This window comes from Plantactinospora sp. CNZ321 (assembly GCF_004217235.1).
Window position 1 is genome coordinate 1303941 of sequence record NZ_SHKQ01000001.1, and the last position, 15588, is coordinate 1319528.

At 66.9% G+C, this 15588-nt stretch carries 13 protein-coding genes, 2 tRNA genes and 1 pseudogene; 9 read left to right on the top strand and 7 right to left on the bottom strand.

The window, feature by feature from the left end; translation table 11 throughout:
- The first annotated feature begins 44 nt into the window (after nt 1-44).
- Together EV371_RS05705 and EV371_RS05710 are read left to right on the top strand one after the other, a co-directional pair.
- Nucleotides 45-1448 (top strand): FtsX-like permease family protein, encoded by a 1404-nt coding sequence (locus EV371_RS05705; protein ID WP_130461125.1) that lies wholly within the window; start codon nt 45-47, stop codon nt 1446-1448.
- A complete protein-coding gene (locus EV371_RS05710; protein ID WP_130461126.1) occupies nt 1396-1878 on the top strand; it encodes a hypothetical protein in 483 nt (160 codons plus the stop codon). The genes EV371_RS05705 and EV371_RS05710 overlap by 53 nt, the downstream gene beginning before the upstream one ends.
- Nucleotides 1879-2540: 662 nt before the next feature.
- On the opposite strand, the gene EV371_RS34130 is transcribed toward EV371_RS05710, so the two are convergent.
- The 3 genes from EV371_RS34130 to EV371_RS05725 form a co-directional block, all read right to left on the bottom strand.
- On the bottom strand, nt 2541-3188 hold the full coding sequence (locus tag EV371_RS34130; RefSeq protein ID WP_486484499.1) for a polymorphic toxin-type HINT domain-containing protein: 648 nt from the start codon (nt 3186-3188) through the stop codon (nt 2541-2543).
- 350 nt (nt 3189-3538) lie between these two features.
- Complete coding sequence (locus EV371_RS05720) at nt 3539-3868, bottom strand: hypothetical protein (protein ID WP_207230415.1); 330 nt, start codon at nt 3866-3868, stop codon at nt 3539-3541.
- Nucleotides 3869-4553: 685 nt separating this feature from the next.
- The gene (locus EV371_RS05725; protein WP_130461128.1) at nt 4554-5012 is read right to left on the bottom strand and encodes a hypothetical protein; all 459 of its coding nucleotides are present in this window, start codon (nt 5010-5012) and stop codon (nt 4554-4556) included.
- 485 nt (nt 5013-5497) lie between these two features.
- Here EV371_RS05725 and EV371_RS05730 point away from each other — a divergent pair.
- The 4 genes and pseudogenes from EV371_RS05730 to EV371_RS05745 form a co-directional block, all read left to right on the top strand.
- A pseudogene (locus tag EV371_RS05730) lies at nt 5498-6675 on the top strand (IS3 family transposase); the annotation flags it as partial.
- An 881-nt stretch (nt 6676-7556) separates the two neighbouring features.
- The gene (locus tag EV371_RS05735) at nt 7557-8396 is read left to right on the top strand and encodes a phosphoadenosine phosphosulfate reductase family protein (RefSeq protein ID WP_130461129.1); all 840 of its coding nucleotides are present in this window, start codon (nt 7557-7559) and stop codon (nt 8394-8396) included.
- Nucleotides 8397-8678: 282 nt separating this feature from the next.
- Complete coding sequence (locus tag EV371_RS05740) at nt 8679-9143, top strand: winged helix-turn-helix domain-containing protein (RefSeq protein ID WP_486484500.1); 465 nt, start codon at nt 8679-8681, stop codon at nt 9141-9143.
- Nucleotides 9122-9727, top strand: a complete 606-nt coding sequence (locus EV371_RS05745; RefSeq protein ID WP_486484501.1) for a transposase — start codon at nt 9122-9124, stop codon at nt 9725-9727. The genes EV371_RS05740 and EV371_RS05745 overlap by 22 nt, the downstream gene beginning before the upstream one ends.
- Here the strand turns inward: EV371_RS05745 and EV371_RS05750 are convergent.
- Nucleotides 9719-10015 carry a hypothetical protein gene (locus EV371_RS05750; protein ID WP_130461131.1) on the bottom strand — a complete coding sequence of 99 codons (297 nt, stop codon included), beginning with the start codon at nt 10013-10015 and terminating at the stop codon, nt 9719-9721. The genes EV371_RS05745 and EV371_RS05750 overlap by 9 nt on opposite strands.
- Before the next feature lie 418 nt (nt 10016-10433).
- On the opposite strand from EV371_RS05750, the gene EV371_RS05755 reads away from it, so the two are divergent.
- Nucleotides 10434-10754 (top strand): hypothetical protein, encoded by a 321-nt coding sequence (locus tag EV371_RS05755; protein ID WP_130461132.1) that lies wholly within the window; start codon nt 10434-10436, stop codon nt 10752-10754.
- 483 nt (nt 10755-11237) lie between these two features.
- Nucleotides 11238-13067, top strand: coding sequence for a site-specific integrase (locus EV371_RS05760; RefSeq protein ID WP_486484502.1), 1830 nt, complete (start codon nt 11238-11240; stop codon nt 13065-13067).
- 255 nt (nt 13068-13322) lie between these two features.
- Here the strand turns inward: EV371_RS05760 and EV371_RS05765 are convergent.
- The 3 genes from EV371_RS05765 to EV371_RS33300 all read right to left on the bottom strand — a co-directional run bounded on the left by EV371_RS05765 (nt 13323) and on the right by EV371_RS33300 (nt 14549).
- A tRNA-Arg gene (locus tag EV371_RS05765) sits at nt 13323-13398 on the bottom strand.
- A gap of 34 nt (nt 13399-13432) precedes the next feature.
- Nucleotides 13433-13523: transfer RNA gene (locus EV371_RS05770), tRNA-Ser, on the bottom strand.
- A 420-nt stretch (nt 13524-13943) separates the two neighbouring features.
- Nucleotides 13944-14549 carry a hypothetical protein gene (locus EV371_RS33300; RefSeq protein ID WP_165436616.1) on the bottom strand — a complete coding sequence of 202 codons (606 nt, stop codon included), beginning with the start codon at nt 14547-14549 and terminating at the stop codon, nt 13944-13946.
- Between the two features lie 19 nt (nt 14550-14568).
- Here EV371_RS33300 and EV371_RS05780 point away from each other — a divergent pair, with 19 nt between their 5' ends.
- On the top strand, nt 14569-15576 hold the full coding sequence (locus EV371_RS05780) for a hypothetical protein (protein WP_130461133.1): 1008 nt from the start codon (nt 14569-14571) through the stop codon (nt 15574-15576).
- The last annotated feature ends 12 nt before the right edge of the window (nt 15577-15588 follow it).

The following is a 15588-nucleotide window of genomic DNA, read 5'->3' on the forward strand; positions in this document are numbered from 1 at the left end:
ATCGATGGGCGCTGCCGGCCGACCCGCCCCGGCGATTGTCCGCCGTGGATGGTGACCTCGTCGTCGACCACGCCGGCTACGCCACCGTCGAGGGCGAGACCGGCGACCGGATCCACCCCTGGTCGATCGCGGCCCTGCACCGCTCCACCTGGGCCGCCGGCGGGCCGCCGGCCGGGCCGAACGGCATCGTGCTCACCTCGCCCGCCGCCCACCGGGTCGGCGATCGGATCACCGCGCAGACCGCCGCCGGACCCCGCGAGTTCGTGGTCAGCGGCGTGCTCGGCACGACCGCGCCGGCCGCGTTCTACACCACCGACGCCGTCGCCGCCGAGCTCGCCGGCGACCGGATCGCCGCGATCGCGCTCACCGCCCACCCAGGCACCACCGCGGCAGCGCTGGCCGGGCAGGTACGCGCCGTCGCCGGCGACCAGGGCGTCGGCGGGGCCGTGCGCGTGCTCAGCGGTCCGGCCCGGGTCGACGCGGTCCCGGACCCCGACTATCAGCTGCGCGCGGCCGCGCTCATCGTGCTGGGCAACAGCGCCGGCATCGGCCTGGTCGTCGCCGCGTTTATCGTCGCGTCAACGTTCGCTTACGCCGTCGCCACCCGGCGGCGCGAGTTTGGGCTGCTGCGCTCGGCCGGGGCAACGCCCCGCCAGGTCGGCCGGCTCGTGCTCGGCGAGGCTATGACCGTGGCCGTCGTGGCCTGCCTGGCCGGCGCCGCCCTCGGCTGCGCCGTCGCCGCGCCGTTCGCCCGCTGGCTCGCCCCGCCCGAGTACACCGCCCGGTTCATCTGGTGGGCGGTGGCCGCGGCGATCGGCGTGGGCCTGCTCGTCGCGCTCGTCGCCGCGTGGCTGTCGGCCCGGCGGGCGGGGCGGATCAGGCCGACCGAGGCGCTGCGGGAGGCCGCCGTCGACCAGCGCGCGATGACGGTCGGCCGGTGGATCGCCGGCCTGCTCGCCGTCGGTGGCGCCGTGCCGCTGACCGTCGCCTTCTCCGCATTGGACACCGCCACCCTCACGGGATACTTCTTCCTCGTGGTACTGCTACTCATCACCGGCTGCGCTGTCCTCTCCCCGGTGCTGCTGCGGCCGCTCGTCTGGCTACTGACGACGCCCGCCACGGCCACCGGCGGCGCGACCGGGACCCTGGTACGGCACAGCGCTCTGACCGCAATGCGCCGCACGGCGGCCACCGTCGCACCAATCGTCATCACCATCGGCCTGGCGGCCGGGGCGCTGGCCGGCGAGTCCACCATCACCGAGACCGGGCGGGCCGCCGCAGAACACCGCATCGTCGCGTCGGCCCTCATCTCCGGGCCGGTCTCCGAGCGAACCGTGGCCGCGGTAGCGCAGGGCGCCGGGGGTCCGGGCCGGCGTCGCCGTCACCGACCGGCCGGTGTACGTGTACTCACCCAACCCGCCGTACGACTGGACCGGCCGCTACGTTGACGGCCCGACCCTGTCCCGCGTCGTGCACCTGCCGGTCGTCGCCGGCAGCCTCGACGACCTCACCGGCACCAACACGGTCGCGGTGCCCGCCGGCCGCTGGCGACTCGGCGACACGCTACGTATCGCGCTGGCCGACTCCACTGAGGTGTCGCTGCGCGTGGTAGCCGTCGTCGACGACCAGATCGACCTGACCCGGATGCTGCTGCTGCCGGCCGCCCTGCTCACCGGGCACACCGGCGCGCCGCTCGCCGACCTCGTCTACCTCGATCTCGAGCCGGGGGCCGACACCGGGACGGGGTGGGCCGCTTTCGCTGTGTCGCATCTGGTCGTGCTGATAGTCGCTGGACGCCGCAGGTGGAGCGGCAGGTGGAGCGGCAGGTGGAGCGGCAGGTGGGTAGGTGCCTTCCTCCAGAATCTCGACCGCCGGTGACGGTGCCGCGCGTCCGGCACGGCCAGACCGGCATTGCCCGGACGGCCTTCGTGGTGTGCGGAACGTGTGGGCCCGGTAACCCGTTGCGCGGGCCGGCGCCGCGCTCTAGGTGGTGTTGATCGCCAATCGGGTGCGACGGGCCAGCGATCCGTCGTGGGAGTCTGCGAGATCCGTATCATGCACTCGCCTTACCAGGCCCAAACGAAGATCAACTAGCTTTGCTTTGGCTCTGGACAGGCACCCTGGAGTCCAACTCAATGCGACATCCATGGATGTCGACTAAGTTTGTGAATCGTCCTCAGCTTGCAAGCGACTATCCGACACCGGAAATCTCCCTATCTTGCGTTGATCGAAGAAACTCTTCAAGGAGGTCGAACAGGACACTCACCGCCTGTTCGTCCTGCTCAGGGGTGAAATATCGGATGTCTGGCAGCGTACCGTCCTCGTATATCTCACAAAGGACAAGCAGTGGCCAGTATAGCTCCGGACGTCCTTTCCTGCGAGGAACAAGCCAGCCATGAAACTCCTTGAGAACCCGGTTACCGCAGCACACCTCGTACCCATCCAGGAACGCACAGGTTCCCTCGTAGGTCCGTCGCATCACATAGACGCCATGAAGCTTCTTGAATTTTGGGAAGAACTCAGGAAGGGGACCACTCATATCAGAATCCAAAGTCGATGTCGTCACCGTAATCGAACCGCGTCTTGTTATCGTCGATTCCGATGCCATTGGGATGCCATTGATCGTATACTTTCCCATCTCTGACGACGACCGTGTGATGGAACCAAGTCTCATCGAGCGCCGGGGTTCCCGGACCTTTAGGCCTATACTCACCCAAAGGAAATCTAGTTCCATCAGGACCGGTGAACGTCTTGACTTCGCCACCGTTTTTCTTTGCGAATGCGGCCGCCCAGTCGTCACAACCGGCGTTGTGAACCAGGACCCGCGTATCGCCTGCCAGCACATAGTACGTGTGGATGGCAGCGACGGCGAGGTTGTAGACGGTCTCGGTCGTGTTGCGGTTGGTCATGGGGCCGACCACGGCGGAAGCTCCGTCCGCCGCCAGCAGCTGGTCACCGGGGTCTAGGGCATCCACTCGTTGCCAGCTCTGGTCCGTGTGGTTCCAGAAGGGATGGTCTTCGGTGGTGGTTAAGCTGCCGCCTTCAACGTCAAGGCGTACGGTGACATCTTCGTGTACCCAGACCCGGGTGACCTCCCGGGCACCTTGCTCGCCAGTTTCTGGGTCGGTCGCGATGACCTTGTCGCCTGGTCTGATTTCACTGATCGGTTTGGTGCTGCCGTCTGCCATTAGTACTCGGGTATCGCCGCTGAAGCTGCAGAAGGCGCTGGCGGCCTTGTAGCCGAAGGCGTTTACGTCTCCGACTGCGCCCTTGCCCTGCCCTGCGAGGGCTTTCAGTCGAGCGAGGAGGGCGGGTCCTCGAGGCACGGATCTCAGTCCTCCGACAAGGCCGCGGCCTCCCATGACCTCAACCCCACCGGCTACGGCGGCCAGAATCTCGCCACCTTCGGTGAGTAGCGTTGGACACGGGGCCATGCCGCAGTTCCATCGGTAGCCGAGCTCGTTCATGCAGATGGTGTTGCCGTAGCCGTCACCGCACATCAACCTGACCCACTCGTGGTACGGGTCGTATCCGCCCTTTACGGCGTTGCGTGCGGTTGCGCAGCGTGCCGCCATGCTGGGGGCCTGGCAGAAGGGGTCGTTCCCGGCTTCGGGATGAACACCCGGCGGGCCGGTAACGGCCGATGACCGCCGTCCCGCAGTTCCGCGGCCAGTTCGTCGAGAAGCCGGGCCACCCCGTACTCCTCGACCTGATCCAAGGTGGTCTTGTCGATGCCCGGCGCGCCGTTGTTACGGCGCACCGCGACCCACGCCCGCCACAAGACGTCCCTGCGGAAGACCTTGTCTCGCAGCGCATGGAACCGACGCCCGGGATCGGCCTTGGCCGCCCGGTACAGCGCATGCTGCAAAGCTCGAACCGGGTCCAACACGGACCCCAACGCGGCGGGACTAGCCGAAACGGCACTCACCGGGCACCCCTTCACCAGCACTACGCATCGACGAAGCAGCGGCCCTTCCCCTCACCGACGGTTATGTTGTCCGCCCGGCTCGATCGGTACTACGACCGCCTCCGACTCCCTCCCAGCCAGCGATCCACTTCCCGAGATCATCGGTTATAGGACGCCACGCTCCGGCAACACTCCGCAGGTCACCGGGCTGGGGAGGGTCTCCCCAGTTCCCGCCGCCACCATCTGAACGTTCCGCGTCCCATACGCCGGGGAGTCCTTCGCGGCTGCAATCCAGGCACTACACCGCTTCCATGGCCTTCACCCTGAATTCGGGGGCTCGGCACTCCCTCTGCCCCACCCGAAGGCGAGACCTCTAACGACGCCGCAGGCTTCGCTTGATGCTACGGACCGCTCAGTCGCTCCCCCACAGGGCTTTCGACGCTGGGCTTCGACCCGACCCGTTTCCGGACCGAGCCGCTAGCCTGCTACCGGGCCTCCTGGCAGCTACCCGGACCGGACTCACACCGGCAGGCGACGACGAGCTTACGACTGCAGCTGAGCTACACACTCACCTCCAGGTCCGCTGGGCGCACGAATTATCGAGGCTAGGCACCCGCTGTTCATCCAACTCCTGCAGCTCAAATCGTCATATCGTCAGTTCAGCAGAGCTACCGTTAGAAATTTCATCATGAAGCCGGATCGCTTCAGATTCACTTCCAATCCTGATTCCCGCAGGCCACAGTGGATCAAACAACAAAATCCGATTGCTGTCGGACCGAAGTCCGACTGCCCTGAATCGATTCTCAGACACGCTCGAATCGTCATCGAAATACAGCAGTACGCTCGAGCACCGCAGCGAGTGCGGCCCACTCAGGTAGTTGGGCGATAAGTCTACGAACACAGGTTCAATCGATGGCTCCGCCTGCAAAGTTGGAGGGATTTCCAGAGTCTGACCCTCCGCAAGTTGCACCTGGCCGGAATCATCATCGATATTTAGGATCAGATAGCCGGACTTAGATTCAACAAACACGCTCCTCGGAAACAACTTCACCTGCCTAGGCGAGGTATCGAGGTCCACAAAAGCGGGAACCAGCACAGCCTCCATTACCGAATGGCGTCTAACCAGGTCAGCAACCCAATTTAGATCAGATCCATCTCGCTTGATCAAACTGTTCCAATCTACCCAGTTGGTCCCGGCACCATCACGATGGCTTTATCTAGACCCTCCCCGGTCCTAAGGAGTGTCCAAAATTGGTTGTCAGCCGTGGTAACCAACGTAAGCCCCTGTCCACGATAAATCTTCCCGGCAGGCTGACCCTGTTTGAGTGTACCCCAGCTAACGAAGGCTAAATCACCATTTTCAACCATCATTGAGAGATCATCCAAAAACTTGGGTCCACCTTGAGCAACAGTCGAATATCTATTCCCAGTTACTCCCTGCAGCAGCGTCTTGTGGTTCAGAAAATGCGACTTGAAGTTTTTGCCAGGCGTGATACGCATGGCCGGACTACCGCCCCCGGTCGCGGCGCTGAACACACTGTTCCGCACCGGGTTTGATGGAGACATCGAAACCTGGGAGGAACACTAGCGATGCCGGCACCAAAGAAGTACAGCGATGAGCTGCGTGAGCGTGGGACTCGATTGGCTGTCGAGGCCCGCCGGGATCCGGCGTCCGCGGTCGGGGCGATCCGGCGGATCGCCGGTCAGCTCGGGGTTCATCCGGAGGCGTTGCGCACGTGGGTGAAGCAGGCCGAGACCGATGCCGGGCAGCGGCCGGGGACCGCCAGCGGCGACGCCGAACGCATCGCCGCCCTGGAACGGGAAGTGCGTGAGCTGCGGCGGGCGAACCAGATCCTGAAGTCCGCGGCGAATTTCTTCGCGGCGGAGCTGGACCGTCCGTCGCGGTGAAGGTCGACTTCGTCGACTCCCAGAAGGCCGAACACGGTGTCCAGCCGGTCCTGCGGGCGCTCGAAGACACGCCGGCGCAGATCGCACCGTCGACCTACTACGCCGCCAAGACCCGCCCCGCCAGCACCCGCTGTCGGCGCGACGAGGAGCTGACCGCGATGATCGAGCAGGTCCACACGGCCAACTACGGCGTCTACGGCGCCCGCAAGATCTGGCACGAGCTGCACCGCCAAGGGGTGCGGGTGGCCCGGTGCACGGTCGAGCGGCTGATGCGCCAGTCCGGGTTGCGTGGGCTGCTGCGCGACAAGTCGCCACGCACGACCCGCCCGGCAGCCGAGACCAGCCGCCCTGCTGACCTGGTCAGACGGGACTTCACCGCAGCCGGGCCGAACCAGCTGTGGGTCGCGGACCTGACCTACGTGCGCACCAGCGTGGGCTGGGTGTACGCCGCGTTCGTCCTCGACGTGCACTCCCGCATGATCGTCGGCTGGCAGGTGTCCACGAGTCTCTACACCGGTCTGGCCCTCGACGCGTTGAAGATGGCGATCTGGCGCCGCGAGAATCAAGGCGCTGACCTGGGCGGACTCGTCCACCATTCCGACCGTGGAGTCCAGTATCGAGCGATTCGCTACACCCAGCGGCTGGCCGAGGCCGGCGCCGTCGCCTCGGTCGGCTCCAAGGGCGACTCCTACGACAACGTCATGGCCGAGGCGTTCAACTCCCTGTACAAAGCCGAACTCGTCCGCAACAAGGGGCCCTGGCGCGGCCTCGACGACCTGGAAATGGCCAGCGTCGAGTACATCGGCTGGTACAACAACCGGAGGCTGCACGGCGAGCTCGGACACGTCCCGCCAGCCGAACACAAGCCTCGTCGCGGCGCCCGGAACGCTGCGTTACTCGCCGTCGCGCGGGAGTTGCTCGATCGGGTGCGCGTGCTGACTCCGTACGCCAAGAACACCGGCATCGTAAGCCCCGAAGCTCGCGCCGTCCGAGCCGCGCTCCAAGACGCACGACAACCGGACGTTCTTATCTTCGAGACCCTGCCGAGGGAACTCGGGCTCGCACCGATCCCACGACGCGGTGCAACGGATAAGCAGCAGGCGAATCAATACGTCGCTTCGCTCGCCAAGGTCCTAGCGGAGATCGCCGGCATCGAGAGCAGCCTGAGGCAGCGCGTCATTGCCGACCTCGCCGACGCTTTCGCCCAACCGGCGACGCTGGCGGGCCTCCGGCAGGGCCTGGCCGATCACACCCGCACCCTCGTAGATGCACCGCTGGCAGAGGCGCGTCTACGAGGGCTCATCGCCATCACTCATGACGACGAAATTAGCAATGGTCAGTGGCTGGACATGGCCATCGTGCGTATAGCCGGGCGCGGGATGGCCGACTGGCGCGACAGCGACGCCGGCGCCTTCCCGCAACAGGCTGCGGCGATGGCCAGGAACCTCAGTCGTGTCAACCACCTCTACCCCACCGAACACCTCCAGGAGGATTCGCACTCCTACAGCGTCCGGCTGCTCACCCTAACTGGCCTGGACGGGCGCGAGGAACATGTACAAATCCACATCCCTGATGCTCTTCGAGACAAAGCCCACGAGCTCGCCCGCACCGTTTTGTCGGGAGCCCGGGATAGCCTTGGTGGCGCCCAGGGAGAACGGATCTTGCTCGCGATGCTTGCGGAAGCCCTCATCGGAGACTCCGGCGTCGCAGCCACCCCTGACAGCAGGAAGGATGCCGTCTCATGACCATCGTGCGGCAGCGCACTCCAACAAAGATTCGCCACGTACTCGGCATCTCTGGCGGCAAGGACTCCTCCGCACTTGCGGTCTACATGCGGGGCAAGGTGCCCGGCATGGAGTACTTCTTCTGCGACACAGGCGCAGAGTTGCCCGAGACGTACGACTACCTCAACCGGCTCGAAGCCGCCCTCGGCAAGCCGATCGTGCGGCTCAATGCCTCCCGCGACTTCGACCACTGGCTGCAGGTGTATCAGGGTACGTTGCCGAGCGCGAGCATGCGCTGGTGCACCAAGAACCTCAAGATCAAACCGTTGGAGGACTGGCTCGGCAACGACCAGGCAATCTCCTACGTCGCCATTCGTGCCGACGAGAACCGCCTCGGCTACGTCAGCACCAAGCCCAACATCAAGGCGGTATTCCCCTTCCGCGAGGACGGCATCGACCGCGACGGTGTCAACGCCATCCTCGAGGAGTCCGGCATCGGCCTGCCCGCCTATTACGAATGGCGCACCCGCTCGGGCTGCTACTTCTGCTTCTTCCAGCGCAAGCACGAATGGGTCGGTCTCGCCGACCGGCACCCCGACCTGTTCGAACGAGCGGTCGAGTACGAGGACAAGGTCAAGTACGCCGACACCGCCATGCAGGGCCGACAGTACACCTGGTCGCAGGGTGAGTCGCTTCGCGAACTGCTCGCCAGACGTGAAGAAATCGAGCAACGGCACCAGACGGCACTCGCTCGTGCCGCCAGCCGACCCCGCCGCAACCTGCCCCTCATCGAAGTCCTTGCTGATGCCCACGACGACGAGAACGACGAGGCCGGCTGCGTCGTTTGCCACCTCTGACCAGGCAACTAGCCTTCCAAGAAACCCAACGGTCCGCCCTCCTCGGCGTTCGGCACGACGCCGAGGAGGGGGACGACCACCATCGACATCGCCGCGTTTCCAGACAGGCGATTGCGCGGCGCCCTCCACCATCGGCGGGCGGCAGTCGCATCAACGAACGGACCGACTGCCACCGCACGGCGGCTACAGAGGTTGAAAGGCTGACGTCGTTCGACGTGCCCGCGTGATCTGCGTCGATGGTTTGGGTAGGTCGGGGTGATGAGGTATCCGGCTGGTGGTGGCATGAACGCGGCAGCCCGGGTCCGGCGTGAGAAGGTCCGGATCCTGGCCGCGACCATGTTCGAAGAGTCCAAACCGACTGCTCAGATCGCTTCTGAGCTGCGGGTTTCCGAGAAGTCCGTCCGTGAGTGGCGACGTAGATGGGTAGCCGGCGGAACGAACGCCCTGGCGTCGACCGGGCCGGGTGGCTCGGACTGCAAGCTCTCCGCTGACCAGCGGAAGGAACTCGCGGAGATGCTCGATGAAGGTCCTCTTGCCCACGGCTGGGAGGACGCCCGCTGGACCCTGGCCCGTGTCGCCGAGGTCATCGAACGCCGTTTCGCGGTCAACTACACGCTGCGTGGGGTGTCCTATCTGCTGCACCGCCTGGGCTACAGCCAGCAGGTCCCGACCCGGCGGGCGGTCGAGCGTGACCCCGAGGCGATCGCGAGTTGGCACCGCGGGCGGTGGCCGTCGGTAAGAGGTTAGCGGCGGCGCGGGACGCCTGGATCTGCTTCCAGGACGAGGCAGGTCAGGTCCTGCGGCCGCCGGTGAGCAAGACCTGGGCCCGGCGCGGACACACGCCCTTGGTCGAGGTCTCGGGCAAGGGCTCCGCCCGGGTCTCGATCGCCGGCCTGGTCTGCCTCAAGCCCGGACAACGAGGCCGGTTGATGTGGCGGACCCGGCTACACCGCGGCCGTGCGGGCGAACGCGGCAGTTTCAGCGAGGACGACTACATCGCCTTCCTCGATCAGGCCCACCAGCGCCTGCGAACGCCGATCGTGCTGATCTGGGACAACCTCAACGTGCACGTCAGCCGCCGCATGCACGCTCTGATCGCCGCCCGCTCGTGGCTGACCGTGATCCGCCTGCCGTCCTACGCCCCCGACCTCAATCCCACCGAGGGCGTCTGGCGGTGGATGAAACGCGGCCTCACCAACATCGCCGCCCACGGCGTCGACCACCTCGCCGACCTGGTCAGACAACGGCTACGCGCCTGCCAGCAACAGACCGACCTCCTCGCCGGCTTCTTCGCCAACACCGGCATGACCCTCGACCCCGAACTACCGTGACGACCCGAACTTCAGCCTTTCAACCTCTGTAGCCCGATGAGCAAGCACCGCCGCCACCGGACGCGCCTCGCCAATCCCCGACTGCACCGCCGCGAGGAGCTTGCTCGAGGCATCCGACTCGAGGTCAACAAACGCCGCCACGTCTCTCACCGCCCCCGTGGTCCGATCAACCGCGACCGGATCGAGCAGTTTTATCGGCACCCGAAACACGTCTTCATTCAGGGTCGGGGCGGCTGCAGCCTCAGTGACAATGATGGCCTGGTTTCCGATGAGAAGATAAGCACGCACGTCTACCCTCCGAGCAAGTCGATTCGGACTGCCACGCACACCCAGGGCTCGGTCGCGCTGGCTACGTCCGATCGCCGCTCGACTCCCCCAATTTGGTCAAGTCACGCCCCGCGCGGCGTAACCGGCTTGATTTCGGCACCATCAAGACCGACGCGCGTCAACGCCTTCAACGCCTCCCGCTCGGCGTCCGTCAACTCCTGCAGGGCCAACCAGGCCCACGACCATCACCCATACCAGGACTAACGGGTAACTACGGACTCAGGACATCAGAAGTCCGGGTCGTCCTGCTCGTAGTCAAGCGTTCGTGGCGCGTCCGGAACTCGTGGGCTTGCTGCCGTCGGGACGGGCCCCTATGGTCCGATCGCCGAGTGCCGCGTTCGTACACGCTCCGCTGCGGTACCAGGCGCATCGGCCCGACGTGATGTTCGGAGGCCGGACCGTTGTCGTTGCTGCCATCGGCGTTGCGGCCCCCAACGACCGCGAGCTGCTGTACTCCGAGCTTGCGGCACATGACCGCCTCGGCGAGGTACTGCGTGAGCAGCCTGAGCGGATGTTCGTATCCGACTGGGACGGCGAACACCCCTTTGTGCACACCTTCCTCGATGCCTTCGCGGACGTGCCGATCGGTGGACTCGGCGTGCTCGGTGCCTACAGCCACATGGACGAAGATCCTGATCTGGCAGGGCAGTGGCGGACCTGCATGCGCGTCGCTACAGAGAGCCTTCGGTCACCCCGGTAGTCGATTCCTATACGCCATGCCCGTCGGCGGCCTGCCCGTCAGCCACCAGGCCCGAGCGATCGGTGCTCAGCTCGACGTCGGTGGGGATCTGGGCAAGAAGGCCGCTGATCTGCTCGCCGAGTTCTTCCTCGAATAGGCCAATGGCGGCCTCGGGCACGAAAACGGGTTGATCTTGCGGTCTCGCTGACTGCGTGCGCCCGGGCCGGGCCTCTGATACCCGAGGGGCGCCCTCCGGCCAGACCGGCGTGCCTTCGTCCACAGCCGGCCCGTCGCGAACCCCTGCCGACGTAGGCACCCGTGCGGACGAGCGATGCGCTCGCCGCACCCCAAAACCCTGACCCGTCGCGCCTCAGTCCCCGGGACCTCAGCGCTTGTCTGGCATGGCCGTTTCCAATACCGAATCTATTCATCGGCCGGAATCAGATGCTCATCGGGCTGCTCGTTCGTCAGTAGGTGTGACACCGGACCGAAAGGACAAAAGCCATGAACAGCAACGGCGTGACCGTGAAACGGTGTGGTTGTCTCCGCCCCGGAACCAGCCGCCCGCTGGGCAACGCGTGCCCGAAGCTACCGGAACCCGATCACGGGAGCTGGTACTTCCAGTGCTCGACGAGGAACGTGTTGGGCAAGGTCGAGCGCATCCGGCGGGGCGGCTACCGTTCCGAGGAGGCGGCCCGGCGGGCCTGCGACGAACTGCTGGCGCTCTCACGAGAGAAGCAGGCCGGCCAGTCGTGGACCGTCGCCCGATGGCTACGGTATTGGCTGTCGACCCGGAAACGGATCCGACCCACGACGAAAATGCACTACACGCGCGACATCGAGAACTTCCTGATCCCCCACATAGGACATTTGATTCTCGGCGAACTGGACGCACGACAACTCGACGCCGCTTTCACGCAGATCGCCGCCACCCGCAACCGGGCCGACCAGCCGCATACTGTCTGCACGTTGCAGCACATTCACGCCACCCTGCGGGCCGCTCTCAGCCGCGCGCAGCGCGACCGCCTGATCACCGACAACCCGGCCCGGGGCATGGAACTACCCCCTCGGGAACGCCCCCAGCCCCTGGTGTGGACCGAGGCCCGCGTCGCCGAGTGGAAGGCCACCGGCGAGCGCCCCGTGATCGCGGTGTGGACGGCCGCGCAGCTCGCCAGCTTCCTCGACTACGTCCGCGACGACACCCTCTACGCCCTGTGGTGGCTGATCGCGCTGCGCGGACTGCGACGCGGGGAGGCCGCAGGGCTCCGATGGGCCGACGTCGACCTGCACGAGGGGCAGCTGTCGGTGGTCCGGCAGCGGACCACGGCCGGGTACGACGTGCACGAAGGCCCGCCGAAGTCCGCGGCGAGCCGCCGCCTGGTCGCGCTCGACAAGCACACCGTGCGGGCACTGAGGCAACAGCGTGAACGGCAGCAGGAACGCAGGGTTAGACGCGTCGGCGCGGGCAAGGTGTGCCACGACAGCGGCTACGTGTTCACCAGTCCCGACGGGCTACCACTGCACCCCGGCTATCTCACCCAACGCCTGCGGCTCCTGGTCAACCGCGCCGGACTCCCACCGATCCGGCTGCACGACCTCCGACACGGCGCCGCCTCACTCGCGCACTCCGCCGGCGCGGACATGAAGACCGTCCAGCACCAGCTCGGACACGCCAATATCGGCGTCACCGCCAACATCTACACCACCGTCCTGCCGCCAGCCGCGCACAAGGCAGCCGAAGTCACCGCCTCATACCTCATCGAGGCCGGCAAGCCCGGTGCGGAGGTCAAGCGACAGATCGATCGCACCCGAGACACCGACGATGGAACCGCGATGGCGAAGACCGGGCCGCGTCCGGAACCGGACATTCCCGGGGCAGGAGCTCGAAGGCCGCCGAAGCACACACCCCGGCTGAGGGTGTCACGGTGCCGAACCTCTCGGAGCGCGAAGGCGCAACGAGTGCTCACCAGCCGGCGGCTTACCAACCACCAGGAGCTTGCCGGACAACTCCCTCCCAGAAGTCATCAGGTCCAGTGGTCGTACGTAGTCCCAGCCGCAGGAGCTCCTGCGGCTGGGACTACTGGCGTGCTGACACGGCGTCACCGATCCGGCCCTAACCTGCCGGCAGGAAACCCATCGTGGTGCAGCCAGACCGCTGAAACGGTCTTCCCCGCCTTACCGACGACCGGGTCACTGCGAGGTGGACAGGATGCCCGACACGCACCCTCTCGCCGAGGTCCTGGCCTCGATGCCCGGCATCGGCGTCAGACCGGTGTCCAGCCCAGGTCGACTCGGTCGAAACTGTCGATCTTGCGTGGAGCATCTGACAGGTAATCAGATGTGCCAGGCCGCAGCGGTGTTGCCGGTGCGCCACAGGGTAGGGCCGCTACCTGCGGAAACAAGCACAAGCCTTCTTGGCGTCCCCGGTTCACGGGACCGTGGGTGCTCCGAGGGTGCTCGGCCGTCGAGAGGTCGCTCGAGCGGGAAAAAGCGCCCCTGAGCTGCGCAAACGTGGGTCACAACCGTGACCCACACGCGACTCATACGAAAGCAGGGAACATAGCTGACTGGCTATATTCCCTGCTCAAGTGGCGCGCCCGAAGGGATTCGAACCCCTAACCTTCTGATCCGTAGTCAGATGCTCTATCCGTTGAGCTACGGGCGCAACTGCCGGGTCAGTCTACACACCGACCTAAGCGCGGAGACTCCGGGATTCGAACCCGGGAGGGGCTTTAAGACCCCAACCGCATTAGCAGTGCGGCGCCATAGACCAGACTAGGCGAAGTCTCCCCGTGGTCCCACCAGACCACGTCGGTCGAGGATACAGGGCAGCGACCCGGCGGGGCAAAGCGACTTCCCGGACAGCCCGTGCACCACCGTGGCCAGCCCCATCACGCCCGGCGGTCACCGCCGAGACCTCCACCGATTCCTGTTCGGTGCCGATCCGCCACCGAGACTAGGCTCACATGATATGGAGGAGCAGCCGCCCACCGAACCGCCACGCCGCCGCCCGGAGCCGAAGTCGACGCGCCGCTCCGGCCCGGCCAGGGCCGCCTTCACCTCCGGCCCGGAACCCTCGACGGAGACGCCCGACCAGTCCGTGGTGCCGCCCCGGCTGCCACGCGCCCGCAAGACGCCACCGACTGTGCTCTTCCAGCCACCAGCCGAGCCCGAGCCGCTGCCGCCCAAGCGGCCTCCCGCACGACCTACTCAATCACCCGAAGCAGTCGCGCAGCCGACTCCTGCCACGCCGTCGTCGGCCCTAGGCCGGGCCGATCGCGTTCCGCCGGCCATGGCGACACCGACCGGTGCGCCGACCGCCGGCACAGCCCCGACAACCGACCCGGCTCCGGCTCCGGCTCCGGCCAAGAAAGCGGCCAGAAAGGCGGCCGGGGGAGCCGCTAGGGAAGCGGCAGCGAAGCCCGACGAGGGGACCGCCGGCGGAGCGCCCTCTCCGCCGGTCGGGCCTGCCGGCCCGGCCGGTGGAGCGACCGCCAGCGACACCGCCGCAGAGAACGCCCTCACGAAGGCGGCCGGATCCGAAGCCACCGCCAGCGAGGCCGGTCCGGCGAAGAAGACCACCACCAGGAAGACCACCACCAGGAAGACCGTCGCCAAGAAGACCGCCGCCACGAGGGCGACCCCCACGAAGAAGACCACCGCCCGGAAGACCGCCGCCACGGAAGCGACCGCCACGACCAAGGCAGCCCCTAAGAAGGCCGGCACCGTGACGAAGGCCGCCGCCAAGAAGGCAGGCCCCGCCAAGAAGGCTAACCTCGCCAAGAAGACCGCCCCGAAGAAGGCGCCCGAGACCACCGACCCCGCGGATAGCCCCGTGAGCGAAACCACGACCTCCGCCGATGCCGACACCGCCGGGCCGACCAGCACCGCCGGGCCGACCGACACCGACGGGCCGACCAGCACGGCGGAACAGACCGGCATGGCGGAACAGACCGGCATGGCGGAACAGACCGGCATGGCGGTACGGACCGATCCTCCCGACGAGAAGTCCGGCACGCCGAGCGGGCCGACCGGTGTCGGTACGTCGTACCCGGTCGGCGCACCCGACGTGATCGTCCGGGCGGATCGGATGGATCGGGCGGGTCGGGCAGCCTCGGGGCGTACGCCTGGATCGGAGGCGCGGACCTCGACGGCCCGGCGGATCCTCGACCACCCCGGGTACGCTCCCGAACTGCTCGCCCTGGCCGCGGTACGCGGACTGGGCCCGGAGGCCCGAGCCTGGGCGACAGCGGTCCGGGCCGCCTACCCGGGCGCCACCGCCGACGGCCTGGTCCGGCTGGCCACCCGACGGTACGTGCGGCTCGCCGCGACCGGCGGGGCCCTGTCCACGGCGACCGGGATACTCGCCCCGCTCGCCGAGCTGGTCGCCGTCACCTGGGCTCAGGCCGGTCTGGTGCTGCACCTGGCGGCCGCGTACGACCATGATCCGACCCGGCCGGAGCGGGCCGTCGACCTGTTGGTGCTGACCCGGGTCCACCCGGATGTGGCGAGTGCGCGGGCGGCCCTGGACGCCGCCGAGGAGGCGCTCGCCGGCCGGCGGGAACGTCCCGGGTCGGCCGCCGCCGCCGACGACGACTCGACGGAGGGCGTCGACGCGGAACCGAGCCGGCTGGCCGAGGCGGGCTGGCGGCTGGCCGCGCCGGTGGCCGCCCGGACCGTGAACTGGCTGGCGCTGCGGCTGGCTGTACGGCGACTGCCCGGGGCGATGACGCTGGCCGCCGCGATGCTGAGTTCGAGCGATACCGAACGGCTCGCCGCCCGGGCCGTCGGGTACTACCGCTCGGGACCGGGCTGGTCGAACCCCGCCGAGCGTCCGGGGTGACGGTCGGGGGCG